This is a genomic window from Citricoccus sp. GCM10030269 (genome assembly GCF_042665635.1).
Classification (GTDB): Bacteria; Actinomycetota; Actinomycetes; order Actinomycetales; family Micrococcaceae; genus Citricoccus.
Window position 1 is genome coordinate 43,225 of sequence record NZ_JBHTCV010000003.1, and the last position, 26,525, is coordinate 69,749.

At 67.7% G+C, this 26,525-nt stretch carries 23 protein-coding genes; 12 read left to right on the top strand and 11 right to left on the bottom strand.

Features of this window, described 5'->3' with window-relative positions; genetic code table 11:
• Nucleotides 1-46 precede the first annotated feature (46 nt).
• The 4 genes from ACFQQD_RS06755 to folP all read right to left on the bottom strand — a co-directional run bounded on the left by ACFQQD_RS06755 (nucleotide 47) and on the right by folP (nucleotide 3,431).
• A complete protein-coding gene (locus ACFQQD_RS06755; protein ID WP_378087736.1) occupies nucleotides 47-502 on the bottom strand; it encodes a tRNA (cytidine(34)-2'-O)-methyltransferase in 456 nt (151 codons plus the stop codon).
• A 135-nt stretch (nucleotides 503-637) separates the two neighbouring features.
• The gene (locus ACFQQD_RS06760) at nucleotides 638-1,609 is read right to left on the bottom strand and encodes a J domain-containing protein (RefSeq protein WP_378087615.1); all 972 of its coding nucleotides are present in this window, start codon (nucleotides 1,607-1,609) and stop codon (nucleotides 638-640) included.
• The gene (locus tag ACFQQD_RS06765) at nucleotides 1,606-2,391 is read right to left on the bottom strand and encodes a pyrimidine reductase family protein (protein WP_378087617.1); all 786 of its coding nucleotides are present in this window, start codon (nucleotides 2,389-2,391) and stop codon (nucleotides 1,606-1,608) included. The genes ACFQQD_RS06760 and ACFQQD_RS06765 overlap by 4 nt, the downstream gene beginning before the upstream one ends.
• On the bottom strand, nucleotides 2,388-3,431 hold the full coding sequence (gene folP, locus ACFQQD_RS06770; protein ID WP_378087619.1) for a dihydropteroate synthase: 1,044 nt from the start codon (nucleotides 3,429-3,431) through the stop codon (nucleotides 2,388-2,390). The genes ACFQQD_RS06765 and folP overlap by 4 nt, the downstream gene beginning before the upstream one ends.
• A 129-nt stretch (nucleotides 3,432-3,560) precedes the next feature.
• On the opposite strand from folP, the gene ACFQQD_RS06775 reads away from it, so the two are divergent.
• From ACFQQD_RS06775 to ACFQQD_RS06795, 5 genes are all read left to right on the top strand, one after another.
• Nucleotides 3,561-4,586 (top strand): hypothetical protein, encoded by a 1,026-nt coding sequence (locus ACFQQD_RS06775; protein WP_378087621.1) that lies wholly within the window; start codon nucleotides 3,561-3,563, stop codon nucleotides 4,584-4,586.
• An 88-nt stretch (nucleotides 4,587-4,674) separates the two neighbouring features.
• On the top strand, nucleotides 4,675-5,952 hold the full coding sequence (locus tag ACFQQD_RS06780) for a cysteine desulfurase family protein (protein ID WP_378087623.1): 1,278 nt from the start codon (nucleotides 4,675-4,677) through the stop codon (nucleotides 5,950-5,952).
• Nucleotides 5,953-5,966: 14 nt separating this feature from the next.
• Complete coding sequence (gene mnmA, locus ACFQQD_RS06785; RefSeq protein WP_378087625.1) at nucleotides 5,967-7,133, top strand: tRNA 2-thiouridine(34) synthase MnmA; 1,167 nt, start codon at nucleotides 5,967-5,969, stop codon at nucleotides 7,131-7,133.
• A gap of 31 nt (nucleotides 7,134-7,164) precedes the next feature.
• Nucleotides 7,165-7,542 carry a chorismate mutase gene (locus ACFQQD_RS06790; RefSeq protein ID WP_378087627.1) on the top strand — a complete coding sequence of 126 codons (378 nt, stop codon included), beginning with the start codon at nucleotides 7,165-7,167 and terminating at the stop codon, nucleotides 7,540-7,542.
• A gap of 13 nt (nucleotides 7,543-7,555) precedes the next feature.
• Nucleotides 7,556-8,704, top strand: a complete 1,149-nt coding sequence (locus tag ACFQQD_RS06795; RefSeq protein ID WP_378087629.1) for a hypothetical protein — start codon at nucleotides 7,556-7,558, stop codon at nucleotides 8,702-8,704.
• Nucleotides 8,705-8,727: 23 nt separating this feature from the next.
• Here the strand turns inward: ACFQQD_RS06795 and ACFQQD_RS06800 are convergent, their stop codons facing one another.
• Genes ACFQQD_RS06800 through ACFQQD_RS06820 form a run of 5 tightly spaced genes read right to left on the bottom strand, consistent with a single transcriptional unit; the run spans nucleotide 8,728 to nucleotide 14,550 of the window.
• Nucleotides 8,728-10,008 (bottom strand): DUF58 domain-containing protein, encoded by a 1,281-nt coding sequence (locus tag ACFQQD_RS06800; RefSeq protein WP_378087738.1) that lies wholly within the window; start codon nucleotides 10,006-10,008, stop codon nucleotides 8,728-8,730.
• A 55-nt stretch (nucleotides 10,009-10,063) separates the two neighbouring features.
• A complete protein-coding gene (locus ACFQQD_RS06805; RefSeq protein WP_378087631.1) occupies nucleotides 10,064-11,131 on the bottom strand; it encodes an AAA family ATPase in 1,068 nt (355 codons plus the stop codon).
• The gene (locus ACFQQD_RS06810) at nucleotides 11,128-12,465 is read right to left on the bottom strand and encodes a DUF4350 domain-containing protein (RefSeq protein ID WP_378087633.1); all 1,338 of its coding nucleotides are present in this window, start codon (nucleotides 12,463-12,465) and stop codon (nucleotides 11,128-11,130) included. The genes ACFQQD_RS06805 and ACFQQD_RS06810 overlap by 4 nt, the downstream gene beginning before the upstream one ends.
• Nucleotides 12,462-13,160, bottom strand: a complete 699-nt coding sequence (locus ACFQQD_RS06815; protein ID WP_378087635.1) for a DUF4129 domain-containing protein — start codon at nucleotides 13,158-13,160, stop codon at nucleotides 12,462-12,464. Before ACFQQD_RS06815 ends, ACFQQD_RS06810 begins: the two co-directional genes overlap by 4 nt.
• Nucleotides 13,161-13,179: 19 nt before the next feature.
• Entirely contained in the window at nucleotides 13,180-14,550 is a 1,371-nt protein-coding gene (locus ACFQQD_RS06820) for a hypothetical protein (protein WP_378087637.1), read from the bottom strand.
• Nucleotides 14,551-14,768: 218 nt separating this feature from the next.
• Here ACFQQD_RS06820 and mtrA point away from each other — a divergent pair, with 218 nt between their 5' ends.
• From mtrA to secA, 7 genes are all read left to right on the top strand, one after another.
• The gene (mtrA, locus tag ACFQQD_RS06825) at nucleotides 14,769-15,446 is read left to right on the top strand and encodes an MtrAB system response regulator MtrA (RefSeq protein ID WP_378087639.1); all 678 of its coding nucleotides are present in this window, start codon (nucleotides 14,769-14,771) and stop codon (nucleotides 15,444-15,446) included.
• Nucleotide 15,447: 1 nt separating this feature from the next.
• Complete coding sequence (gene mtrB, locus ACFQQD_RS06830) at nucleotides 15,448-17,253, top strand: MtrAB system histidine kinase MtrB (RefSeq protein WP_378087641.1); 1,806 nt, start codon at nucleotides 15,448-15,450, stop codon at nucleotides 17,251-17,253.
• The gene (locus tag ACFQQD_RS06835; RefSeq protein WP_378087644.1) at nucleotides 17,253-18,974 is read left to right on the top strand and encodes an LpqB family beta-propeller domain-containing protein; all 1,722 of its coding nucleotides are present in this window, start codon (nucleotides 17,253-17,255) and stop codon (nucleotides 18,972-18,974) included. Before mtrB ends, ACFQQD_RS06835 begins: the two co-directional genes overlap by 1 nt.
• A 98-nt stretch (nucleotides 18,975-19,072) precedes the next feature.
• Entirely contained in the window at nucleotides 19,073-20,008 is a 936-nt protein-coding gene (locus ACFQQD_RS06840; protein WP_378087646.1) for a ComF family protein, read from the top strand.
• 42 nt (nucleotides 20,009-20,050) lie between these two features.
• A complete protein-coding gene (gene hpf / locus ACFQQD_RS06845) occupies nucleotides 20,051-20,854 on the top strand; it encodes a ribosome hibernation-promoting factor, HPF/YfiA family (RefSeq protein ID WP_378087648.1) in 804 nt (267 codons plus the stop codon).
• Nucleotides 20,855-20,903: 49 nt separating this feature from the next.
• Nucleotides 20,904-22,184, top strand: a complete 1,281-nt coding sequence (locus ACFQQD_RS06850) for a winged helix-turn-helix domain-containing protein (protein ID WP_378087650.1) — start codon at nucleotides 20,904-20,906, stop codon at nucleotides 22,182-22,184.
• A gap of 99 nt (nucleotides 22,185-22,283) precedes the next feature.
• The gene (gene secA, locus ACFQQD_RS06855; RefSeq protein ID WP_378087652.1) at nucleotides 22,284-25,070 is read left to right on the top strand and encodes a preprotein translocase subunit SecA; all 2,787 of its coding nucleotides are present in this window, start codon (nucleotides 22,284-22,286) and stop codon (nucleotides 25,068-25,070) included.
• A 14-nt stretch (nucleotides 25,071-25,084) separates the two neighbouring features.
• Here the strand turns inward: secA and ACFQQD_RS06860 are convergent, their stop codons facing one another.
• Both ACFQQD_RS06860 and ACFQQD_RS06865 read right to left on the bottom strand, forming a co-directional pair.
• The gene (locus ACFQQD_RS06860; RefSeq protein ID WP_378087654.1) at nucleotides 25,085-25,639 is read right to left on the bottom strand and encodes an Rv3235 family protein; all 555 of its coding nucleotides are present in this window, start codon (nucleotides 25,637-25,639) and stop codon (nucleotides 25,085-25,087) included.
• An 80-nt stretch (nucleotides 25,640-25,719) separates the two neighbouring features.
• Nucleotides 25,720-26,445 carry a LysM peptidoglycan-binding domain-containing protein gene (locus ACFQQD_RS06865; RefSeq protein WP_378087656.1) on the bottom strand — a complete coding sequence of 242 codons (726 nt, stop codon included), beginning with the start codon at nucleotides 26,443-26,445 and terminating at the stop codon, nucleotides 25,720-25,722.
• Nucleotides 26,446-26,525 lie beyond the last annotated feature (80 nt).

Below are 26,525 nucleotides of genomic sequence, written 5' to 3' on the forward strand. Positions count from 1 at the left end.
CGTGATCGGTCTGCAACACGGGGTGTGCCACCACATGCCGGACAGGTCAGCCGGCTCCGGCGAAACCGTGTTGACGCCAGGCTTCATAGACGGCGACCGACGCCGAATTGGCCAGGTTCAGCGAACGCCGCGAGGGTTGCATCGGCAAGCGGACCTGAGCGGTGACGTGCGGATCAGCGAGGACCTCTTCGGGAAGCCCCGTGGATTCGCGGCCGAACAACAGCACGTCGCCCGGTTCGTACTCGACGTCGGTGAACAGCACATTGCCTCTGGACGTGAACGCGAACACGCGGGCCGGCAACAAGGCTTCCCAAGCCGCTTCGAGGTCTGGGTGCACCGTCATCACCGCAAGATCGTGATAGTCCAATCCGGCCCGGCGGAGCTTGGTATCCGAGAAATCGAAGCCGACCGGTTCGACCAGGTGCAGTTCAGCCCCCGTGATCGCGGCCAGCCGGATCGCATTGCCGGTGTTGCCCGGGATTTCCGGCGTGTGAAACAGGATGCGAAATCCCGGAGTTCCCGGCGCCGCACGGCGCGGCGCGTCCCGATGGGGATTGTCCGGGAAGGCATCTGTCGGCTGATCGGGGAGGCCAGGGGGAACGTCTGAGGGCACCAGATCATGCTAATGCTGACGGGCTCAGTACATCGCCCCGAGCAAACGGGCCAGCAGCCTCCGATCCACCGTGCCGGCCATCGAGCCGGTCCCGAGGAACATTTTCAGATCCCGCCCGAACTGCAGCGCATTGGCCGGCGGCTCCGTGAGAAAGGTGGCATCGGCGTCCGGGGCGGACCGGGTGCGCTCCTGCTGAATGACGGGGGCGTGCGGATTGTCATCCGGTCCCAGCACCAGAACGAACCCGCCGACGGTGCAGTCCGGGAAGGCTCGCTGAAGAGCCACCATGGCCGGAGCCAACGACGGCGGCGCCACCCGGCGGTCGCCGCGCCACAGCTCGCTGCCGTCCCACCGGTATACGCCGTCGGGCACCTGCATCGAGCCGATCACGGCCAGTCGGTCCCCGCACAGCACCACATGGTCGATGGCGCCGGAGCTCATCCGTCCGAAGGTGAGGTGGATGCCGGTGACTAGACGGCTCGCCGGCAGCGACGACAGCACCAGATTCTGCAGCACCCTGATGGTGCGCGACTCACGGACCAGCCGGTTCCCGGCGGGCAGAATGCCACGTTTGCGGGGTGCACCGTGGACCTGTTGAGAGCTGCGGGCCAGATCGAGCGCCGTGTCGTCGTCCAGCGGCGGTAGATAGGTCACCGTCCCGGCACTGCCGGCGGGCGATCGTCCGGCGGCATGTCGAGGCCGGGGTGATGATCCGGTCGTCGGTCCTGATGCCGATCCGGGTGCCGGTCCTGATGCCGGTCCCGACGCCGAGCCGGTGGTGCCGAATCGGCGGTCGTAGTGGTGACGGGACGAGGGGTCCCCGACGAGTTCCCAGGCTCGGCTGACCAGACGGAACTCCTCGGCATTGCCCCCGTAGTCGGGATGGGTACGGCGGGCAGCACGGCGCCAGGCGGCCTTGAGGGTGGCCGTGTCCGCGTCGAAGGAGACCCCGAGAACCTCATAGGCGGATCGGCCGCCCAGATCCGATGGGGTCATGACCGCCTCACCCGGTATCGTCCGAAGAGCGCCCCGTCTTCTTCCAGCAGTCCGACCAGGTCCAAGGAGGAAGATTCGGGCAGAGACGGGCCGGCGACGATGCGGCCTGCATCCGGGCCGGCCAGCAACGGGGACACGGACAGACACAACTCATCGGCCAGCCTGTCCGCAGCGAACCAGCCGAACACCGTGGGGCCGCCCTCTGCGTGGACGAGTCGGTGCCCTCGCTCTGCCAGCGCAGTACGAATCCGGGCCGGTTCGGCCCTCTGGGTGCCGCACTCCACGATCTCGGCGACTTCTGCCAGCGCGGCTTTGCGGCCGCCGTCGGCCTCCGATCCCGTCAGGATCAGTGGTCTGACCGGCGCATTCGTGAAGAAGGCGCTGTCGGGGTCGAGGTCGAGCTGCCGGGAGACCACGGCGATGCTCGGATGATCGGGCATTCCCTTGTCGCGGCGCCACGCCCGGTCGTGTTCGGAGAGCAGGGCGCCGTCATAGCCCTCGGTGCGCAGGGTGCCGGCGCCGACCAGGATCACGTCCGCCGGCCGCCGCAGCAGCGAGAACAGCCGGCGATCCGCCGGGGTGCCGAGCCCACCGGAACGACCGTCCAGTTCGGCCGCACCGTCTGCGGACGCCACGAAATTGAACCGGACCCACATCCCATCGGGGTGGCGATGCTCCTCACCGGGCGGGGCATAGAACTCCACGAGGTCGTCGTCGGCAAGGTCGGCGGTGAGGGCCGGGCTGGCGAGTCCGGCCGGATAAGGATGGACAAGTGCTCTCATCGTGCGGCTTTCCGTGCTGGCGGGAATGCTGTCGGTCCGGTCCAGTCCGCGCCGTCGTCGGGTCCGGGGGACCGGTCGGCGTCGCGGTTCTGTCCGTTCAGGTTATGTTCGAGCCGAACAGGCTCACGCCAACCCATGATGGCCTCGGTCATCCGGACGGCGGAAACGGACGGGCCGACCTGGTGCATTCGGAGGATGCGTGCCCCGTTCATGACACAGACCTGGGCCGCCGCCAGTGAACCTGCCAGCCGCTGCGACTTGTGCTGGCCAAGGGCCTCACCGATGAAGTCTTTGTTGGACACGGCTGCCAGCGCGGGGAAACCCAGGGACGCGATCTCCCCGAAACGCCGCGTGAGCTCCAGGGAATGCAGCGTGTTCTTGTTCAGATCATGGCCGGGGTCCACGATGATCTTCTCCTCCGGCACGCCGAGCGACACGGCGAGGTCGATCCGGCGCAGCAGGCGCTCGCGGACCTCGGCCACGACGTCGTCGTACTGTGGGGACGGCACGGGCGTCCGCGGACTGGCCAGGGAGTGCGTGATGACCAGGTGCGCGCCGCCGGCAGCGACCACGCGGCCGAGATCATGGTGGTGTAACCCGGTCGTGTCGTTGATGACGTCCGCGCCGGCGGCGATGGCCTGCTCCGCCACGGACGGCTGGAAGGTGTCTGCGGAGAGGATCGCGGTGAAGGCCTGACCGGCCGCACGGTGGTCCTCGCTGCAGTCCTCATTGCTGCCCACGGTGCGGGCCTTACGGAGCGCGGCGATCACCGGGACCACCCGTGCGGCTTCCTCCTCCGGCGGTAGTTCCGGTCCGGGAGCGAACGGGACCCCACCCACGTCGACCCAGTCGGCGCCGTCGTCGATCGCCCGGCGAGCGGCGCTCACGGCGGCGTCGAGCGCGAAGGATGCACCGTCGTCGTAAAAGGAGTCCGGTGTCCGATTGACGACGGCCATCACCAGAATGCTGGAACGAAAGTCCACCGTGCGGTGCGCGAACTCCTGGACCGGGTGCTGGTACTCCGGTTCGACCATGGGCATCGCGCGGACTCCTCGGGTGGATGGCCATTTCGGTGGATGGCCTTTTCATTCTCAGTCATGCGTGGCGGTTTCGGATCATTCTGGCAGCAACCGTGATGACCACCAGCTCAGCGGGCACAATGAGGAAGCATGCCCCGCCTTCCCCGCCCACGCCCAGACGGTCCTGAACTCGAGGTGGTCGATCCGGCCGATGGAGCATGGTTGGCAGGGATGCTGGAAGCCGGAGACAAATGGGCCGGTAGTGGTCGCGCGGCCATGATCGTTCCCGCCGGAAATCCGGCGCCTTATGAGGCCATCGCTCGCATCTTCCACCCGGTCCCGTGGCATCACCACCGCTGGGACGCGGCGGCCGCAGACCGATGGAGGTCACGGGGCCTGGAACCGGAGTCGTACTGGGATGCGCATCGAGATGGTGCCGCGTCAGGAGGCGGGCTCAACGCCTACGGAACGACGACGTGGGAGCAGGTGGCTCAGGAACAGGGCACCGAGTTCCATGCATCGGCTCAGTGGTCAGATCTGTCCCTGAGCGACGACAACGGGTTCGCGATATCACGGCACGATCCAGATCTGCAGTTCGGGCAAGTCGCCTTCGGCCACCTGGCTTCGCCCACCATGGCGGCGCTGGCCGGGGTGCTGCTGGACCATACGACCACGCCGGGCCAGCTCGTGCTCGGGCTCTGGGAAGGACAGTCATGGCTTCAGGGTGGCGGAGTCCGGTTGACGGTGATGGAGTCCGATGAGTTCGGGCGGGCCGATGGAGCAGGACGGGCTGGCCGGGTGAGGAAGACGGCGCGCGAAGTTCTGCCACCGGCCTTTGGTCCCCGTACGACGGCGGCCTTGCGCGACGATCGTCGGTTGCTCGACGTCGGTGACGGGTACCGCAGGTACTTGCTGGTGCGGGACGATGGCACGGCACTGCAGCGGCCGGTGTGGAGGAGTGCCGGGCTCGATCAGGTGGAACAATCCCCGCAGCTGGCGTGGCCTCAGGACCGGGCGTGGACGCTGGCCAGCGAGATCGACGTCGACTCGACCCTCGTCGCCGGTTCGGCGGATCTGGTGCGGGCGATTTGTACGCATCCGGAGCTGGAGGCCGCGGCCGTACGGCCGGACACCGACCTCACAGCCTTCGCCGACACGGTGAATAGCCGAGAATGAACCACAGAGAAGGCAGAGAAGGCAGACAATGCTGAGAAGGCCGGCAGGGAACTGACAACCCTGGGCCACCCGCTCGTACACTGGAGACATGCCCCTTTCCGCCTCCCGGTCCCGCGTCTACCTCGACCATGCCGCGACCACAGCGATCCGCCCGGCAGCACTCGAGGCGTTCACCGTGAGCACGCAGTCCATCGGCAATCAGTCGTCCCTGCATCAGTCCGGACGTCACGCCAAACTCCGGGTCGAGACCGCCCGGGACGCGCTCGCCGCCACGCTCGGGGCGCACTCCAGCGAGATCATCTTCACCTCCGGAGGAACGGAGTCGGACAACCTCGCGCTCAAGGGCCTGTATTGGGCACGTCGTGACGAGTCTGGCGCGCAGATCCCCGCACGGAATCGCATTGTGCTCACCGGCCTGGAACACCACGCCGTTCTCGACACGGCGACCTGGCTGGAGACCCATGAGGGGGCGCGCCTGGACTTCGTGCGAGTCGGGCCCGACGGGATGGTGGATCTCGACGAGTGGCGATCCACCCTGGCCCGGGATCCGGAAAGCGTCGCGGTGGCCACCCTGATGTGGACCAACAATGAAATCGGCACCATTCAGCCCGTGGCCGAGGCTGCCGCCATCGCCGCGGAGTACGGCGTGCCGTTCCACACGGACGCGGTCCAGGCGTTCGGCACGGTGCCCGTCGATTTCTCTGCTTCGGGGGCGACGACCATGGCGGTCACGGGGCACAAGATCGGGGCACCGGTCGGCGTCGGGGCCCTGCTGGTGCGCCGCGATGCCGTCCTGACGCCAGTGCAGCACGGCGGCGGCCAGGAGCGCGACATCCGCTCGGGAACCATCCCGGCTGCGTTGATCGAGGCCTTTGCCGCCGCGGCCACGGAGGCGCACGCCAACCTCGACACTGAGCGGGAGCGCGTGGGCGCCCTGCGGGACCGGCTGATCGAGGGCATACGCGCCGTGATTCCCGACGCGCAGCTCACCGGGGCCGAGGACCGCGACCCGCAGACGGGGGAGAAGCTCCCCGCCGGCACACGCCGTGCCCCGGGCAACGCGCATTTCATCTTCCCCGGCTGCGAAGGAGACTCCATCCTGTTCGGCCTGGACATGGCCGGCGTCGAGGCCTCCACGGGGTCCGCCTGCTCGGCCGGAGTGCCGCGACCCTCGCACGTCCTGGTGGCGCTGGGCATCGACGAGGACCTGGCTCGGTCCGTCCAGCGATTCAGCCTCGGGCATACTTCCACGGTCGAGGACGTTGACCACGTGTTGTCCGTGTTGCCGGAGGTCCATGCCTCGGCGCTGCGTGCCGGCATGGCCGGACATGCCTCCTCGATCGAGACGGCCAACAGCCAACGTTGAAGGGAACATCCAGTATGAAGGTCCTCGCCGCCATGAGCGGAGGAGTCGACTCCGCCGTCGCCGCTGCCCGGGCCGTGGACGCCGGTCACGAAGTGGTCGGGGTGCATTTGGCGCTGTCCCGGATGCCCGGCACGCTGCGGACTGGGTCGCGTGGGTGCTGCACCATTGAGGATTCGCGGGACGCATGGCGTGCCTGCGAGAAACTCGGTATTCCGTACTACACCTGGGACTTCTCGGAGCGGTTCAAGGAGGACGTGGTGGACGACTTCGTGGCCGAATACGCCGCGGGGCGCACCCCGAACCCCTGCATGCGCTGCAACGAGCGGATCAAGTTCGCCGCTCTACTGGAGAAGGCCCTCGCCCTGGGGTTCGACGCCGTCTGCACCGGCCACTACGCCCAGGTCGTCCGCACCGATGACGGCAGCTTGGAACTGCACCGCGCCGCGGACTGGGCCAAGGATCAGTCCTACGTGCTCGGCGTGTTGACCGCCGAGCAGCTCGAGCGCTGCCTGTTCCCGCTGGCGGAGACACCCTCCAAGGACTTGGTGCGGGCGGAGGCCGCGGAGCGTGGGCTGTCCGTGGCCGCCAAGCCGGACTCCCATGACATCTGCTTCATTCCCGATGGCGACACCCGCGGCTGGCTGAATGAGCGCATCGACATGACCGAGGGGACCATTCTCGACACCGAGGGCAACGAGCTGGGCACCCACGCCGGCGCCCAGGCCTTCACGGTGGGTCAGCGCAAGGGCCTGAACATCGGCCGGCCCGCCCCGGACGGTCGTCCGCGCTTCGTGCTCGAGGTCCGGCCCAAGGACAACACCGTGGTCGTGGGCTCCAAGGAGATGCTCGCGGTGGACCGAATCGTCGGCATCCGGCCGTCGTGGGCCGGCGCCGCCCTGGCCGAGGAGGCCACCGGCGAATGGTTCGACTGCCATCTGCAGGTGCGCGCGCATGGGGACACCGTCCCCGCTCGTGCCCGGGTCGGGTTGCCCTCGGCGGACAGTACGGCCGATGGTACGGCCGACAGCACTCAGGCGCCCGACGGCGGCACTTGGGTCATCGAACTCGACGAACCTCTGACCGGGGTCGCCCCCGGACAGACAGCCGTGCTGTACCGGGGTACCCGCGTGCTGGGCCAGTCGACGATCGACACCGCGGTCAACATGGCGCGGGTGGCCTGAGCACCGCCGTCGCCGACCGTAGGCTAGAGGCATGACCGCAGATCACGCCGGAGAGACCGGCCAGAACCCGGACGCCGACTACGATCCGCACGCCTCGTCGCTGCAGGGCACGGCCGATCCGGAGGTCCTCGAGGAGTTGTATGCAATCCGGGGAAGTATCGACAATTTCGACGCGACCCTCGTTTATCTGCTGGCCGAGCGTTTCAAGTGCACCCAACGGGTCGGACGGCTCAAAGCCGGGCACAACCTGCCGCCGTCGGACCCCGGCCGTGAGGCCGCGCAGATCCAGCGATTGCGCCGACTGGCCGAGGATGCGGATCTGGATCCGGCGTTCGCCGAGAAGTTCCTGAACTTCATCGTCTCCGAGGTCATCCAGCACCACCGCGCCATCGTCGCCGACCGTGGCTGAGGGGGACCAGAGCGTGGACACGGGTACTGGCGCCGCGCCGGAGACTGTGCGCGCCACTCTGCTGGGCGCCTGGCCGGGGGCCGACCCCGTCGTCGCCGCCCGGGACATGGTCTCCGGGCTGGGCAGTCCGCACCTGCCGGTGCTGCCCGAATTGCCGGCGAGAGGGCCCGGTTCCGATGCCGTCGGCCGCAGCGCCGGCCTGCTGGAGGAACTCGCGGTGGATCTGCAACCCCACGGCTGGCGCCTGGTGCCCGAGCCCGGAATGGACCACCGCCGCGCCGTCTCAGCGTTGAGCACGGACCGCCACGCCCTGACCGACATCGCTGGAGAAGCCGGCCTCGAGCTGGACGACCTGGCCCTCCGGGTCAGGGGGCCGATGAGCCTGGCCGCTGACCTCTGGCTGACCGGGGGAGAACGGTCGCTCTCGGACTACGGAGCGCGCCGGGATGTGGCCCAGTCCCTGACGGCTGGGCTGGCCGCGCAGGTTCGCTCGATGCGGGCCCAGACCGGGGCCTCGCGGCTGACCGTCATCGTGGACGAGCCGCGCGCCGCGGCGATTCTCTCCGGGACGCTGCCGACCGCGAGCGGTTACCGCACCGTGCGGTCCATTCCCCGCACCGAAGTCCGCGCCGCGTGGACCGCCCTCGCACAGGCGGTGATCGACGCCGGCGCCAGCAGCGTCGTTCTCGCGCCCGGTCGTAGCGGTGCCGGGGAGGCCTGGCCGTGGACGGATCTGGCTCTACTGGCTTCCGAGTCGTTGCCCTCGGCCTCGTCGCCCTCGTCGCCCTCGGCTTCGGGTCCAGTACCGGAGCCGATGTCGGCCCTGGCCCTACCGCTGGTGCCCCTGGAAGGCCCCGGTTCAGACGCCTCGTGCTGGGACATCGTGGCCGGTTGGACGGAGGCCGGAAGGCACATCGTGTTCCGGCTCCCCGAGCCCGGCCCGGCCGGGGACCGTGACCACAGGCCCTACCGGGACACCGCCGTCGGGATCGCCCGGACGTGGGAGCGCATCGGCCTGGATCCCGCTCGGCTGGCGCAGCTGGTGTTGGCGGCGCCGGACCAGTCCGGAGCCACGCGGCTCACCGCGAACCGCACGCTCGAGGCCACGGTGGCCGCCGCCGAGCAACTCGACCGCATCCGCCAAGACGGCGGCCTCGCCTGACACCCGCAAACCAAGGGAGAGACTTACAGTCGGCCGGCGGCCTTAAGTCTCAGGTAGGTGTCGGCGAGGGCCGGCGGCAACTGATGCGGTGCGGCGTCGACCACCTCGACGCCCAGCATCTCCAGTTCGCGGGCTGCTGCGAGGCGTTCCAGTCCGGAGCGTTCGGCCGCGGCCGCGCGGAACGTCGTCTCAGCGTCGTCGCGCTGTTGGGCCATGACAGCCAATTGTGGATCCGTGACCGAGGCGACCACTACTTGATGCCGGGCCGTCAGGGTGGGCAACACCGGTAGCAGCCCTTCCTGCAGCGACGCCGCATCCAGATCCGTCAGCAACACGACGAGGGAACGCTGCCGGGATACCGCCGCGACCTCGACCGGGATGTGCGACCAGTCCGCGGCCAGCAACGTCGGTTGGACCGGAGCCAACGCGGTGACCATCCGGTGGAGCAGGTTGCCCTTCTCCGTGGAGGAGACGCGGGCCCGGATCTTCCGGTCGAAGGCGAGCAGCTCCACCCGGTCGCCACCCGCGGAGGCCAGCGCGGCCAGCAGGAGCGAGGCCTCGATGCCGGTGTCCAGCTTGGGCTCGTCGTCCACCCGAGCGGCGGAGGTACGGGAGGTGTCCAGCACGATCACCACCCGCCGATCGCGCTCGGGACGCCACGTGCGCACCACCACGTCTTGACGGCGCGCGGTGGCCCGCCAGTCGATGGATCGCACATCATCACCGCGCACGTAGTCCCGCAACGAATCGAATTCAGTGCCACCGCCGCGAGTCTGGACGGCGGAGCGCCCATCCATCTCGCGCAGCCGGGCCAAGCGGGAGGGCAAGTGCCGCCGTGAGCGGAACGGGGGCAGGATGGTGACCTCGCCCGGAACCGGATGTGTGACCTGGCGAGCGGCCACGCCCAGAGGACCCCAGGAACGGACGGTCACCGACGCCGTCCGCAACCGTCCCCGGCGCCGCGGCGTCAGTGTGGTGACCACCCGGCGTCGTTCCCCTGCCGGCACGTCCAGCGCCACGGCTGCATCGGCGCGAGGCGGGAGGTCGGCAGGCAGCGTTTGACCGGCCGACGGCTGCCAGGCGTCCCGCAGTGACCCGCGCAGCCGGCGTCGTCCGTGGTGAGTGACCAGGAGACCGTTGGTGATGGACTCATCCAGGCGGCTGGACGTCGGCAACTCCCGTTCGAAGACCACCGAACGGGGCGAGGCCGCCAGCAACAGGTCCACACCAGCCACGATCGCCAGCGCCAGCAGGCACCATCCGAGGGTGCCGAAGCCGGGGCGGAGTACCACCGGGACCAGCATCAGGAGGGTCAGGGCGAAGAATCGGCCGGAGAGCACCGTCAGTCGAGCACCAGACTCAACGGGGGACCGGGACGGTGGCCAGCAGCCCGGAGATCACCTGGTCGGTGCTGACCCCGTCCAGCTCGGCCTCGGGACGCAGGGACACCCGGTGGCGCAGGCACGGCAGCGCCATGGCCTGGACGTCGTCCGGGGTGGTGAAGTCCCGGCCATTGAGCCAGGCCCACGCCTTGGCGGTCTGCAGCAGAGCCGTAGAGCCGCGCGGTGAGACGCCCAACTGAAACGACGGCGAGACCCGCGTCGCCCGCGCCAGGTCGGTGATGTACCCCAGGACCTCCGGTCCGGACTGAACACGCCCGACGGCGGCGCGTGCGGCCTGGAGGGTCGCGGCATCCGTCACAGCCCTGACGCCGGCCGAGGCCAGGTCCCCGGCGTCGAATCCCTCGGCATGGCGGCGCAGAATCTCCACCTCGTCCTCACGCTCCGGCAACTGGAGAGTGACCTTGAGCAGGAAGCGGTCCAGCTGAGCCTCGGGCAGCGGATAGGTGCCCTCATACTCCACCGGGTTCTGGGTGGCGGCCACCATGAACGGGTCGGGCAGTGATCGCGAGACCCCGTCGACGGACACCTGTCCCTCGGCCATGGCCTCGAGCAGGGCCGCCTGGGTCTTCGGCGGAGTGCGGTTGATCTCATCGGCCAGCAGCAGGTTCGTGAACACTGGTCCCCGGCGGAACTCGAACTCGCCGGTCTTGGTGTCATACACCAGCGAACCGGTCACATCGCCCGGCATCAGGTCCGGAGTGAACTGCACGCGGTGGGTGTCCAGGGCCAGCGCGGCGGACAGCGTGCGCACCAGCAGGGTCTTGGCCACCCCGGGCACGCCCTCCAACAGAATGTGCCCGTGGCACAGCAGCCCGATCAGCAGTCCCGTGACGGCAGGCTGCTGCCCGACGACGGCCCGGCCCACTTCCTGCCGGACGCGATCGAACGCTCGTCGCAGGTCGTCGTCGGCCGGGGCCGAGGCCGCGGGTGTTGGAGGCGTTGATGACGTTGGTGGGGCCGGCTGTGTTGGTTGGCTCGGCTGGGCCGGCTGTCGGTCCGGAGGTTCGGGGGAGGGGACGGTCATGGTGTCCTTCCGTCGGGCTGGTCGGGCTGGTCGGGCTGATCTGGTTGATGCGGGGTCCGGGACTGGCCGGGTGAGGGATTCAGCGCCGTGTGGACGGCGTCCTCCAACTCCCGCAGCTGGCGGGCGGCGGTGACGAGCTCTCGGGCCGACGCGACGTGGCCGACGTCGAGCACGGCCGCCACACTCGCGGGGTCTCTGTTCGTGGTCCTGGCCGTTGACGCCGCCACCGCATCCAGGGAGGCGCCGTGGCCCAACCGGAGCAGACGGGACAGCCGCACCAGGGTGGCTGCGCGCAGCGACCGGGCTGCGGCATGGTGCTGACCGGATCGCTCGTAGAGCCGTGCCCGACCGATCGCGGTCTCCGAGCCGGGCACCACCACGGGCAGCGGCTCCACGGCCAGTGGTCCATGGCGGCGACCCCGCCACAGCATGAGCACCACCAGGCAGACGACGAGCCATAGCCCGGCAGGGCGGACCCAGTCCGGCAGCAGCTGATCCGTTGTGGGCGGGCCCGGATCGATGGCAACGTCGTCCAACCCGGGCAGGTACCAGATAACGTCCGCAGAGCGTCCGAGCGTCCAGAGAGACACCACGGCGTGACCCTCCTCGGCCACCCCGTCGTTCGCCAGGACCCGGTGGTTGCCGATCACCACAGCACCCTCGGCCGTCTCCAGCAGCGTCTGCGCGGGACCGGCGGCCCCGGCGTCCGTCCCCGGAACGGCGAAGCAGGCACTGCCGCCGTCACCGACTCGGTAGGAGCGGCCCTCGGCGGTCACCGTCTCCGCCTCCCGGCCGGCGCTGAGTTCACAGCGGTCTCCGGCGGACAGCCGGTCACCGTCGGTCTGGTCGTCGTCGGGAACCTGCCCGGCCTGGGAGACCGACGGAGCCAGTGCATCCAGCTCCGGCAGCCCGGGCTCGACGAGCACTCTCCGCGAAGGAACCACAGCCCGGGCGAACTCATCGAGTCCCTCGCGGGGCAGGTAGCCAGCAGCGTCGTGGTACAGCACCGGTGCCTCGGGATGCTGGGCCGCGAGATCCAGCGCCTCCTCGAGGGAATCGGCCGGATGGACCGCGATGCCGTGGTCCTCGAGCACGTGAGTGACGGCTCGGGCCCCGTTCGGCCGGGCCGAATCGGTGGCGAGCTGCCGACCGTCGAACTCCTGGCGCATCAACGACGGCAGCATCACCAGCACCAGGAGCACGGCCAGGACGAACCAGATCCACGCTTTCCGCCACCAGTGGGTGATGGCCTGGGCCGTACTGGGCACGGCCGGTTGGGCGGCCGGTGGGGTGGATGGTGGAGCAGGGCTGGTGGTCGAGACAGGAGCGCTCATCGTGGAACCGCCAATCCGGACTGCCGACCACCGGCTCCACCCTGACCACCAGCGTGAGCGGTCTCCAGAGTGGCCTCACGCAGTCGCTCCTCGAGATCCCGAATCGCAGTGGCCTGCGCGGAGCTCGCCGTGCGATGACCATAGATCACCGCGTTGAAGGCGATCGCGGCGGAGGCAAGTGCGGAGCGCTCGGCCGGAAAGACCGCTCCGAGAGCCTGTGCCGCTTCTGTGGCGGTCCGTCCCGGCCGGTGGTCCAGGATCGTGCGCTCTTCGGCGTGACGGACCAGGGCCCGGTACCAGGAGACCAACGCCGCGCTGTGATCTCCGGCCGCGAAGGCAGCCTGCGCGGCCCGGCGATGCTCCTCAGGGGTGACCGTACGGTCGGAGAGCACGGCGGTGTCCCGGCTGGTCCGGGCGGCGGCAGGGGGCCGCGGGCGTACCAGCACCAGCACGACGACGGCCACGGCCACCAGAATCAGCGGCAGGATCCAGACGGGCCAGGAGGGTGAGGCTCCGGTGACGGAGCTCAGCCAGTCACCGATGGCGGCCAGGGCGTCGCGGAACCACTCCAGGACGGGATTCGGCTCTGCCCGGGCGTAGTCGGGATGGGCCAACTCGTCCTGGAGCAGTCGGCGGGCTTCCTCGCGGTCCGGCTGCCAGCCGTCCGGAGGGGGCGTGGCCGTCGTCGTGATCAAGATCAGGCCGAACGCCGGCTCAGAAGCCGTGCTGGCCGTGCTGGCCGTGCTGGCCGGATTTCCCGAACTGCGCTGGACCGTTGTCCTGGCCCGGGCTTCCGGCCGGCTGGTGGCGGCCCGGCACCAGGTCCTCGATGCCGGCGGCGGCCTGGACGTCGCGGACGGTGCTGAACCGATCGTCGTCGCTCATGCCCGCCGCATCCGCGGCCGCGGCCAGATCGAGGTCGAAGCTCTCGTGGCGAATCCGGTAGTCCACGTAGAGCAGAGCCATCAGGCAGGCCATATAGGCCATGGCGAGGGCATTGACCAATCCGGTCACCGCCACGGTGATCGTCATCCACAGGCGGGAGGCGTCGAGCATCTGTTGCGCGGAGTCGGTGGGAGCGAAGGGTGCCGACAAGCCACTGATCATCGAGATGGGCGTGGTGATCACGGAGGACACGACGCCGACGATGACGGCCACCAGCAGGACGATGCCGAAGGTCCGCCACCAGTGGCCGCGGGTCAAGGACCAGGATCGACCGAAGGCCTTCCAGGGTCCTTTCAGCTCCACGGCAGCGGCGGCGGGGGCGAGGAGGAGCTTGACGTACAGCCACACCCAGAGTACGACCATGCCGATCGTCAGCAGCACCAAGAGCAGACCCATCAGGCCGGCCATGCCCCCGTCCGACGAGGACACCGCCACGAAGAGCCCCACCATGACTCCGAGATAGAGCACGAGGGTCACGGCCCCGGCCAGCAGGTAGAACGCGCCGATACCGATGAGCGACCAGATCTGCTGTCCGGTCAGCTTCCATGCCTGACCCAGCGACGTCTTCAGGCCGGCGGCGGATCGCAGGACGACGATCGACAGGACGCCGTTCGCCAGTAGACCGGCCAGGGACGAGACCAGCGCCCCCAAGAGCGCGAGTCCCATGGACCCGAAGATCTGTCCGAAGACCGGATTGGTGCTCGGGTCGCCCCTGAAGGGATTCTGACCGGATTGCTCCATCAGCACCACGTCCTGAGCCACGTTGAAGAACGTGGTGGCCGCGAAGACGGACACGAGAATCTGGACGAGTGCGACGATCAGCGCGGTGCCCAAGACTGCGGCCGCATTGCGCCGGATCGCGGCGAAAGAAGCACCGAGGAGGTCACCCAACGCCAGTGGAGTCAGAGGAATGATGCCCGGGCGACGGGACGGCTTGCCGTAGCCGGGCTGCGGCGAGTAACCGTAGGGGTTCTGCTGGCTGAGAGGTGGTCCGGCCGGCTGCCCATAGGCGCCGTACGGTGACTGGCCCGCAGGCGATCCCCATGCCGGCGGGTACGTGGGTGCGGGCCCGGGGCCGGGAGGCGGTTCGGGGGTCGGGTCGGAGGTCGGGTCGTCATTCTGGTTCTGGCGCTCGTCCAACGGAGGTCCCCCTGATGTTCCTGCTGTCCTCGTGGGCTGTGCTACCGGGCGAATCAGCCGCGGCGCGCCCACACGCACCCGACTATATCGGTCGTGTCATCACTTGTCGGATAAGGTAGAACGGATGGCCATTCGGGCCGGTCCGAACGGGCCTGCCGACGGCGTCGACGGCCGGCGGGCCCCGTCCGTGGGAACTTCAGTCAGGGAGGAAGAATCCGGTGAAGGCCAGAATTCTCGTAGTCGATGATGACGAGGCGCTGTCGGAGATGATCGGCATCGTCTTGCGCAACGACGGCTTCGACCCGATGTTCTGCGCGGACGGTTCGCAGGCGCTGGAGGCCTTCCGGTCCTTCCGCCCCGATCTGGTGCTCCTGGATCTCATGCTTCCCGGCATGGACGGAATCGAAGTCTGCCAGATCATCCGCGCCGAGTCGGACACTCCCATCGTCATGCTGACCGCCAAATCGGACACCTCCGATGTGGTCCGCGGACTCGAGGCCGGTGCCGACGACTACGTGCCGAAGCCGTTCAAACCGGCCGAACTGGTGGCGCGGGTCCGGGCTCGGCTGCGCGAGGGAGACACCCGCGCTCCCGAGACCCTGAAGATTGCTGACCTGACCATCGATGTCGCCGGGCACCAGGTCACTCGCGGGGACGGGTCCATCCAGTTGACGCCCCTGGAGTTCGATCTGCTCGTGGCCCTGGCTCGCAAGCCCTGGCAGGTCTTCACGCGGGAGATGCTGCTCGAAGAGGTGTGGGGCTATCGCCACCAGGCAGACACCCGGTTGGTCAATGTCCATGTGCAGCGCTTGCGCTCCAAGGTGGAGAAGGATCCGGAGAACCCCGAGGTCGTGCTGACAGTGCGCGGGGTCGGCTACAAAGCCGGCCAGAGCTGAATTGACCCCGGGTACCATCACCACCTCCGAGCAGCCGGAGACGGAGACGCCCGACGCCGGCGGTCGGGCCCACACGACGGTCGGCCGGTGGTGGTTGGCCCTGCGACGCCGGTGGACCGCGTCCCTGCAGTTGCGCACGGTGGCCCTGACCGCCGTCCTGACGCTCGTGGCGGCCGGGGTGCTGGCGCTCTTCCTCACCCAGCAGATCACCTCCGGACTGTTCCAATCGCGCTTCAACCAGGTGGAGGCCGAGTCCCAGCGCGGACTGAACCAGGCACGGTCCATCTTCGAGAACTCGGTGACGAACGACCCCGAATCGACCACGCAATTGGTGACGAACACGCTCAACCAGCTGGCCGGTGACACCGGAGCCACGGTGGTCCGGGACATGCTGCTGGTTCCGCTGGAGGATTCCCAGAACCTCTACGTCGGCGCCATGTCCAACTCGGATCTGTCGCCCGATGTCATCCCGAGCGAACTGTCCCAGGCGGTGCACGAAGGCAGCGGCTCCTACTGGCAGTCGATCGCGCTGCCCCAGGAAGACGGCGGGACCAGCCCCGGCCTGGCCTTCGGCACGCGCGTGACACTGCCGCCGGGCAATGTCTATGCGCTGTACATGGTCTATGACCTCTCCAGTGTTCAGGAGACCCTGGACTACCTGATGCGTGTCCTCGTGGTGGCCGGGGCGATGTTGGTGATGATGAACTCGCTGATCGCGGTGTACGTGACCCGCTCCGTGGTTCGGCCGGTGGGCCAGGCGGCCTCCACGGCGGAGTCCCTCTCCTCCGGAGATCTTTCCGTGCGCATGCCGGTCAAGGGAGAGGATGAGATGGCACGGTTGGCCACCTCCTTCAACCGGATGGCGGACAATATCCAGGACCAGATCACGCAGCTGGCCGAACTCTCTCAAATGCAGCAACGGTTCGTCTCGGACGTCTCGCACGAATTGCGCACCCCGTTGACCACCGTGCGGATGGCCGCCGAGGTGCTGTACGACTCTCGCGGTGAATTCGACGCGATCAATCGTCGTTCGACCGAATTGCTATACCACCAGGTGGAGCGGTTCCAGGCCTTGCTGGCCGACCTGCTCGAGATCACCCGCTTCGACGCCGGCGCCGCGACCATGGCCGCTGAGAAGACGGACATCCTGCACTTAGCAGCCGATGTGGTCCTCACGGCGCAGCCGTTGGCCAACAAGGCCAACACGGTCGTCTATCTGGTGCCCGATGAGACCGACGCCACGGCCGACGTCGATCCCCGCCGCATCGAGCGCATTGTCCGCAACCTGGTCAACAACGCCATCGAGCACGGTGAGGGCAGGCCGGTGGACGTCATCGTCGGGGCGGACGAGGACAGCGTGGCCGTGGTCGTCCGGGACCATGGCATCGGGATGTCCCAGGAGCAGGCGTCCCGCGTCTTCGACCGATTCTGGCGAGCTGATCCGGCCCGTGCTCGGAGCACGGGCGGATCGGGTCTCGGCCTGTCGATCGCCGCAGAGGACACGCGTCTGCACAACGGACGTCTGGATGCCTGGGGTGAACTGGGCCGAGGTTCTGCGTTCCGGCTGACGATCCCACGTCGAAGCGGCGACACCGTGGGTGAGGGATCGCCTCTGGATCTGCCTCCGGAGTATGCGGACGCGAAGCGGCGGTTGCCGACGGACATCGAGAATCCGGAGCCAGAGCAGTTGAATGGGGAGGCTATGCCGGACCGTATCCACGAGCAGTCATTGTTCATGCCCCGCCCGGAGACCCCGCCGAAGGGATTGCCACCGCAGGACTCGCCAGACGAGGAGGGCCGGGACTGATGGTGTCACGACCGAGTTCACCACGCCGTTCGCCCTGGTGCTGGCTGGCCGCGCTGCTGGCGGGCCTGATGATGCTGAGCGGTTGTGCGCACCTGCCCCAGAGCGGCCCTGTGGGCACCTCGGAGCCACTCCCGGGCGCCGACAACCAGATGAACTACACGTTCACCCCGGCCGGTCCCACCGAGGACGCCAGTCCCGAAGAGGTCATCCGCGGATTCCTCAACGCCGGAACGGGCATCCAGGATGACTATGCGACGGCGCGGCAGTTCCTGACCGATGATGCGGCCGAGACCTGGAATCCCGAGGCGAGGACCCTGGTCTACAACGAGACGCCGACCGTGGTGCCCTCGGCTGAGGAAGACCACTTCGGCGTCCAGATCGAGGTCGACTCGGTGGTCGACGAGCGCGGGATCATGAATCGGATGCCGAGCAACACCTCCGAGGCCGTGGAGTTTTCGATGACTCAAGTGGACGGGCAATGGCGGATCTCGGAGGCGCCGGACGGCACCATGCTGGAATCTGCACAGTTCCTGGCCCTCTTCGCTTCGCACGAGCTGTACTTCTACGACCAGTCGTACGCCTACGCGGTGCCGGATCTGCGGTGGTTCCTCAAGCGCCCGGGAACGGCCGCGGACATTGTCGGTGCCCTGCTGGATGGACCCGCCCCCTACCTCGATGGTGCCGTCCGGACGGCATTCCAGTCCGGGTCCGAACTGAGCCGGCCCTCCGTCCCGATCAATTCGGGGGCCGCCAAGGTCGACCTGACCCAACAGACGATCGAAAGCGCCGACCCCGTGACGCGCTGGCGGATGAAACAACAACTGGAGCTCACTCTGGACGGCCTGAACAACGTCTCTGACGTGGACCTGTCTGTCGACCTGAACGCCATCGATCTGGGCCAGGCGCCGTCGAACTTTGAGACGGCTCGCATCGATCCGGGTGTGGGCTCCACCCAGGTGGCGGTCGCCGACGGGGAATTGGTGTACTTCGAGGGTGATGCCACCGTTCCTGTGGGCGGGCTGCAACTCGACCTGGACTCCGAGCCCGTTGACCCCGCCATGAGTCTGGACGGCACCCGGTTTGCCTTCCTGAATTCCGAACGTACGCAGATGATCTCCGCCGGCACGGACGGCACACAGGAATTGGAGATCGAGGGAAGCGAGTTGACGCGACCGAGCTTCGATCTCTCCGGCTGGACGTGGACCGTCGATCACGCCAACGGAACCAGGGTGATGGCTGTTCCCTCGGCTGCGGGCAGTGACGAGTCTCGAGAGATCAGCGCGGAATGGATCGGCGACCGAACCGTCCAGGCACTGCGGATCTCCCGTGATGGGACGCGAGCGGCCATCATCGCGGGAGAAGGAGATGCGGCCCATCTCTACCTTTCTGGCGTGGTCCGTGATTCGGAGGGTGTGCCACGCGGCCTTGGTTCACCGGTCCGCCTCGAGCCCACGGTCCCCGTCAACGATGTGAACTGGGCCTCGGACCAGGAGCTTCTGGTAGCGGCCACCAGTGATTCCGAGTCGGTGGAGGCGCAGATCGTCGGACTCGACGGTTCGCTCACGACTCAGCGGCCGCTGTTGGGCATGACCGGCTTCTCCACCGGCCCGAGTGACAATCCGATCTACGCCGAGACGGCGGAGGCCATCCACACTCTTGCCGGGTCCACGTGGCGCTCTCAGACCGGAGCGATGGCCCACGATCTGGCCTTCCCCGGCTGAGGTTCGCCTGCGCTCCACCACGTGCTCACGGTGGCGTGCCGTCCACATGGGACCAGCTGGGCCGGCATGACATGTTCAGGCGGGGGCAGAATGACGCCATGGCCTCGCGTTCCACTCTGGCGAACCCGGCGAACCCGACTAGCCCTGTGACGTCCGGTCGGTCGACTCCCGGACGGTCAACGTCACAGGGATGGGCGGCCGGCCTGGACCATGTCCGCCAATGGGCGGCTTGGCGCGGACTGAGCAGCGCCGGCCGTGAGCTCGCCGGAGTCCTGATGCCATCGACGTGCGTCATCTGTGCCCAGCGGGACGGGACGGTGTGCTCAGACTGCGAACCGGGATTGGCGGCCGAGTTGCTCCATCCTTTTCGGGCGGAACTCCACGCTGCGGCGCTGCCGCTGATGGAGCCGGCGTCGGTTGCCCTCTCGCCCTCCCAACCGGATACGCCTCCGGCGCCTCAACCCGTGCCCGTGGTGGCCGCCGCGCGGTACGACGCCGGGACGTCCAGCGCGTTGTTGGCGTTCAAAGACCATGGCCGAGTCCCCGTGGCCCGCTTTCTGCGCCCCGCCGTTCATCGTGCCCTGGCGGCTGCGCCCGAACTGCTGGGGGAGCGTGGGCCATTCACGGTGGTACCGATTCCGGGACGGGGATCTGGATTCCGCCGTCGGGGTTATGACCCGGTGGACGAGTTGTTGAGCGGGCCGTGGCCGCCCGGGTGGGATCTGGACCGACGCCTGCTGACCCATCGACGTACTCCGCTCGGGCCGGCGTCGCGGTCGCGCACCAGCCACAGCGGAACGGGATCCGCTCAGCGTCGACGGCACAACGCGGATCGATTTCAGACCACCGCCCACGCGACCGGCCACCAGGGCAGGAACGTTGTGCTGTTCGATGACGTCATGACCACCGGTTCGACTCTCGCCGCCGCCTGGCGCGCCGTGGAACGCGGCGGGATCCGGCCGGTCGGTGCGGTGGTGCTGGCCGCGGTGACGGCGCCGGCAGCGACCGATGCCGAGGGTCTTAACTCGGGATGAGGAAGGTATTAGGGTGATGGCTACGGAAATCGGAAGGTGACCGTGGACGGCGGCAGGAAGGAGGAGTTCTTCCCGCCGCCGACGTGCATTAACGCCGGCGGCACCGACGCCGTCGCGGACGATGCACCGGATATGTTCGAAAAGCCGTCAGGCTCACAGGAGGACATCATGACCATGGACGTCAGCTACATCGCCCGCAACGTCTCCCTCCCGGACCGGTTCCGGGACTACGCGGAAGAGAAGTTCAGCAAGATCGAGCAGCTTTCCGCCCGGGCCCAGCGGCTGGAGATCAAGGTCACCAAGCAGTCCAATCACCGACATTCGGGCGAGAATCTCACGGTGGAGCTGACCGTTCACGGCAAGGGCAAGGTCATCCGCGCCGAAGCACAGGCGGACGACAAGTTCGCCGCTTTCGATGTGGCTTTCGGCAAACTCCTGGAGAGGTTGCGGCGTCTCCGCGACCGGCAGAAGGATCGCCAGCAGAAGCGAGTGTCCGTCGCCGATGCGACGGCTCAGTTGCCGACAGTGGACCCGGGCCAGTCACTGGTCGACCAGGTCGTCGCGGGGCAGGCCGCCCACGACGGCGAACAGGCGGACAACGGCCACGCTCCGGTGAAGATCCGCAAGAAGGTCTTCCCGGCCACCCCGATGAGCGTCGACGACGCCGTGGACGCCATGGAGCTGGTGGGCCATGATTTCTACCTGTTCATCGACGCCTCCACCGGTCGACCCTCCGCTGTCTACCGTCGCAGGGGTTGGAGCTACGGGGTCATCACCCTGGACGCGGACCATCCGGACGCCGAGGTCCAGGAAGAGGAGATGGAATATCGAGCAGCGGCCGTCTGATCGATCCACATCGCCCGCGCTGACCGCTTCTGAAGTACGTCGAACGGTCTTGGCCTCCCAGATGCTGGCCGAACGACGGCGGCCCGGCCCTCCGAGTTCTCGGAGGGTGCGGTCCGTCGCCGAGCGGCTCAGCGTGCTCCAGGTGGATTCCGTCAACATCCTGGCCCGGGCGCACTACGTCCCCGTGTACAGCCGGCTCGGTCCCTATGACCCGGCTCTGGTGGATCGGCTCTCCCATCGGAGTCCGCGACATTGGACCGAATACTGGGCTCATGAGGCCTCGTTGATTCCTCTCCATTTGCGTCCTGCTCTCATCGCGATGCAGCGCCGCACATGGATGTCAGCGACCGACCTCGACCCGGTGCTGCGGGAAGACCTCTCGGAGCAGATTCTGGAGCTGTTGTCCCCGGCGCGGCCTCTCACCGCGCGGCAGGTCGAGGCCAGGTTGGGCGACCATGGGCGGCACGAAGGTCACTGGGGATGGAATTGGTCGGTGATCAAACGCGTCCTCGAGGATCTCTTCGCTGCCGGACGGATCGCCAGTGCAGGCCGCAACTCTCAGTTCGAGCGTCGTTTCATTCCCGGGGAGTCTCTGGCGCCGAACGGGGAGATCCCTGATCGGCACACCGCGGCCGTGACCCTGGTCCGGGCTGCCTCTCGCGCTCTGGGTGTGGCCACCGAGTCATCCCTCGCCGATTACTTCCGCATCACGGTCAAGGCCGCGAGTGCGGCCGCCGAGGAATTGCGGCGCGAGGGCGTGCTGGAGCCGGTCCGGATCCCCGTCCGGATCGCCGCCACGGCCGGAGCAGGAGGACGCCAGGGGGCGGGCGGGAAGGCCGGTGAGAAGCTGGTCCCGGCGTGGCGCCATACCGAGGCCCGTACACCGCGCCGGGCTACCGGTCGAGCCCTCGTAAGCCCCTTTGACCCCCTGGTCTTCCACCGACCTCGCGTCGAGGCGCTGTTCGGCGTCCGATACCGCCTGGGGATCTATACGCCGGCGCCCCAACGCACCCGTGGCTACTACTCCCTCCTGTTCCTGCTCGGTGAACAACTGGCCGCCCAGGTCGATCTGAAGGCTGACCGGTACGCGAAGGTGCTGTTGGTTCGGGGCGCCTGGACCGAGGATCCCGAGGCCATCCCCGGGACTATCGCCGGTCGCGATCGCCGGCCGGCCGGCGTCGGGCAGGTGGCAGAGGAACTGTTGGCAGAACTGCGCGAGTTGGCCACCTGGCTGGACCTGGAAGGCATCCAGGTCGACGCCGATGCTCCCGGCGACCTCGCCGCCGAACTGAACCGGACATGGAGGAAGCTCCCAGTCTGGAGAACGTAGACTGTTCTGGTATCCCGCCGTGCTCGGCATGAGTGGGGTACGGCGAGCGCAACGTATACCGAGGCCCGGCGCGACGGGCACCCAGGGGAGTCTAAGCACGTGGCATCATTCATCGAACGAATCCTCAAGACCGGGGACAAGAAAGTCCTCAAGCGCCTGAGGGGATTCGCCGACGCCATCAACGTTCTCGAAGACGAGTTCCGCGAGATGAGCGACGCGGACCTGCGCGCGGAGACCGATGCCTTCCGCCAGCGGATCGCCGATGGCGAGTCCCTCGAATCGCTGCTTCCGGAGGCTTTCGCGGCCGTGCGTGAAGCCGCCGGACGTACCCTCGGTCAGCGGCACTACGACGTGCAGATGATGGGTGGTGCCGCACTGCATCTGGGCAATATCGCGGAGATGAAGACCGGTGAGGGCAAGACCCTGGTGGCGACCGCCCCGGCTTACCTCAACGCTTTGACCGGCAAGGGCGTGCACATCGTCACGGTCAACGACTACCTGGCCAGCTATCAGTCAGAACTGATGGGGCGCGTCTTCCGCTTCCTCGGGATGGACACCGGAGTGGTGGTGGCCAACCAGGATCCGGAGACCCGTCGCGCGCAATACGCCGCGGACATCACCTACGGGACCAACAACGAGTTCGGGTTCGACTACCTGCGGGACAACATGGCGTGGTCCAAGGGCGAGCTGGTCCAGCGAGGTCACCACTTCGCGATCGTCGACGAGGTCGACTCCATCCTCATCGATGAGGCCCGTACGCCGCTGATCATCTCCGGCCCCGCGCAGGGTGATGCCTCTCGGTGGTACACGGAATTCGCCAAACTCGTGCGGAAGCTCACGTTGGATGAGGACTATGAGGTCGACGAGAAGAAGAAGACCGTCGGCGTGCTCGAGCCCGGAATCGAGAAGACCGAGGACTGGCTGGGCATCACCAACCTCTACGAGTCGGCGAACACTCCGCTGATCCAGTACCTGAACAACGCCATCAAGGCGAAGGAGCTGTTCAAGAAGGACAAGGATTACGTCGTCCTGAACGGCGAAGTCAATATCGTGGACGAGCACACCGGCCGTGTCCTGGCCGGCCGCCGGTACAACGAGGGCATGCACCAGGCCATCGAGGCCAAGGAAGGCGTGCAGATCAAGGCGGAGAACCAGACGCTGGCCACCGTCACGCTGCAGAACTACTTCCGTCTGTACGACAAGCTCTCGGGGATGACCGGTACGGCCGAGACCGAGGCCGGCGAGTTCATGTCCACGTACAACCTCGGCGTGGTCGTGATCCCGCCGAACAAGCCCAACCAGCGTGTGGACCAGACCGACCTCATCTACAAGAACGAGGTCGCCAAGTTCGACGCGGTCGTCCAGGACATCGCCGAGCGGCATGAAGTCGGCCAGCCGGTGCTGGTGGGCACCACCTCCGTGGAGAAGTCGGAGTACCTCTCCAAGTTGCTGGCGAAGAATGGCATCCGGCACGAGGTGCTGAATGCGAAGAATCACGCCCGAGAGGCCGCCATCGTGGCCCAGGCCGGCCGCAAGGGCGCGGTGACCGTGGCGACCAACATGGCCGGCCGTGGTACTGACATCATGCTCGGCGGCAACGCGGAGCATGACGCAGTGGCCGAGATGCAGCGACGCGGGCTCGACCCCGAAGAGGACGCCGAACGCTACGAAGAAGTCTGGGACGAGGTCCTGGCAGCTGCTCAGGAGAACGTCAAGAAGGAGCACGAGGAGGTCCTCGAACTCGGTGGCCTCTACGTCCTGGGCACCGAACGCCACGAATCCCGGCGGATTGACAACCAGCTCCGTGGTCGTTCCGGCCGTCAGGGCGACCCCGGCGAATCCCGCTTCTACCTGTCCCTCACGGATGACCTGATGCGCCTGTTCAACCCGGGCGCGGCCTCCCGCATCATGAACTCCGCCTCCGTTCCGGACGACATGGCACTGGAGTCCAAGATGGTCTCCGGCGCCATCCAGAACGCCCAGCAGCAGGTGGAGTCGCGCAATACCGAGCAGCGGAAGAACGTGCTCAAGTACGACGACGTGATGAACCGTCAGCGGCAGGCGATCTATACCGATCGCCGGCAGATTCTCGAAGGGGAAGACCTCCGGGAGAAGGTCCAGCACTTCATCGAGGACTCGATCTCCACGATCGTCGATGAGGCGACCGGGAACGGTCATGCCGGTGAGTGGGACCTCGAACAGCTGTGGACGGATCTGCGGCATATCTACCCCGTGGGCCTCACCATCGAGGAGGTCATGGAGGAATCTGGCGGCCCGACCAAGCTCAAGGCCCAGGACCTCAAGCGTGAGCTGGTGTCCGATGCCAAGCTGGCCTACGAGGACCGCGAGAAAGCCATCGGTGCGGACGCTCTGCGCGAGCTGGAGCGCCGCGTGGTGCTCTCGGTGATCGGTCGCAAATGGCAGGACCACCTGTATGAGATGGATTACCTCAAGGAGGGCATCGGTCTGCGGTCCATGGCTCAGCGCGATCCTTTGGTGGAGTACCAGCGCGAGGGTTTCATCATGTTCCAGTCGATGATGGAGGCCATCCGCGAAGAGTCCGTGGGTTACCTCTTCAACCTGGAGGTGCAGAAGACTCCCGCGGCGACGTCATTGCCCGGAGTGGACGATGCACGCTCGGCGACCATGACACCGACGCTCAACGTCAAGGGATTGGAAGCCCCGCGTCAGCCCTCGACGCTGCGATTCTCGGCTCCCTCTGACTCCGGCGAAGTCACCACACAGGTGCGCCGCACCGATGGTGGCTCGGGCGGGTCGCAGGGTGCCGGATCCGCCGGATCGTCGGCCTCCGCGGCACAGAAGGCTTCGGGCAATGGGTCCAGCGGCAGCAAGAACCGGAAGAAGGCCAAGAAGGGCCGGCGCTGAGCGGTGCGGGAGAGTCATCCGAGTTCCAGTGCGGTGACTCTCCACCGCGTGCGGTGCTTCTCGATCCTCAACGCCATTGCTCTGACGCGATCCGGTAATTGGATGGTGGCGCTGGCTTCGTAGACGCCTTCGCCCGCGGCGCAACAGCGTGCCCCGAGTGCTTGAGGCATCGGGGCGGCAGAGCCCTCGCTGCTGGGTCGGATGCGTTGGGCCAGGTCGGCACGGCGCACCATTTTTCCGTACGTGGACAGGTCCAGCCAGGCGGAGAGCTGGCGCGCTGGTCGTAGACCCAATTCGGCCTCCACGCACGCGAGAGCGACCACTCTGGCCAGTGATCGGATGTGGCGAGCCTCTTCCAGCCGATGCTCCTCGCGCGCACGCTCCACCGTCGATACAGAGCGGTGCGTCGGCCGGACCCGCGGCGCCCATACTGACCCGGAACGGTGGCGGTCACGGTGTATATCGGGCGGTGACGAGGCCGCTTGGGGCGGAAGGGACGCCGGCACGGGGGTGACGGTCGGGCCGGACTCGCGTTCTCCGGTGGGGGCGTCGGCCGTGTTCGTGGTCATGATGTTCCTCCGGTTGTCGATCAGGTTCTGTTGGCTCTGGGGCGGTGTGCTCATGGGGCGGGGCGGGGCGGGGCGGTCGTTCAGTCCAGCGTCGGAGCTTCCAACACGGTCCCGGGGATGAGGAGATCTGCGTCGGGGCCGATAGCGGGACGATTGTGTTGGTGCCATTGGCGCCATCGTCGGTCGACTTCGAGATCGGTGGCATAGGGGCCGAGCTCCCGAGCTGCGATGTCCCAGAGGCAGTCACCCTGACGCACCGTGGCGCTGCGATGCTGTTCGGCAGCCGTCTCGGTGGTTCGCGCGGAGCCCGGAACGGCTGGAACCGGTGGTGTCGGCCGCCATGTGGGGGAGGGCAGCTCCCGGTGGTCCTGGCCGACCGGCGTCGGGGCCTGCATCGACGACGTGTGCGATGACGCCGTTGTTCCCACGGCCTGCGTGTCGGCCCAGGCTCCCGGGGCGATGAGCAGGTTGACGCCCAGTACGGACGCGGCAACTCGGCGCAGGAAAGCGGGCGAGAGTGCTGAGCCCAGCCTCGCCAAACGAGCGGACCGCAACCGGAATCCGCAGGCAGCCAACACCGCGCCCACCATCGCGAGGAACCACCAGAGGGCGACGACGGCGCCCGCCCCCGCGCACGCCGAGGCGACCAGTCGTTCGACGAGCTCGAGGCCGCCGTGGCCGCTGCTCCCACGGAGAACCTGGGAGCCCAACCACCACAACAACGGGCCAGCGGCCGTGCACAGAACGGTGAGGAGCAGGTCCTCACCCCGCAGGGAAGGGCGGCGGTCGTGGGGCAGTGTGCTCACGGGAGAATCCTTTGGCCGGTGCGGCCGCGGCGCGACAGCAGTTTCGTGGAGACCGCGGTGGTCGTGATGACCTTGTCGGT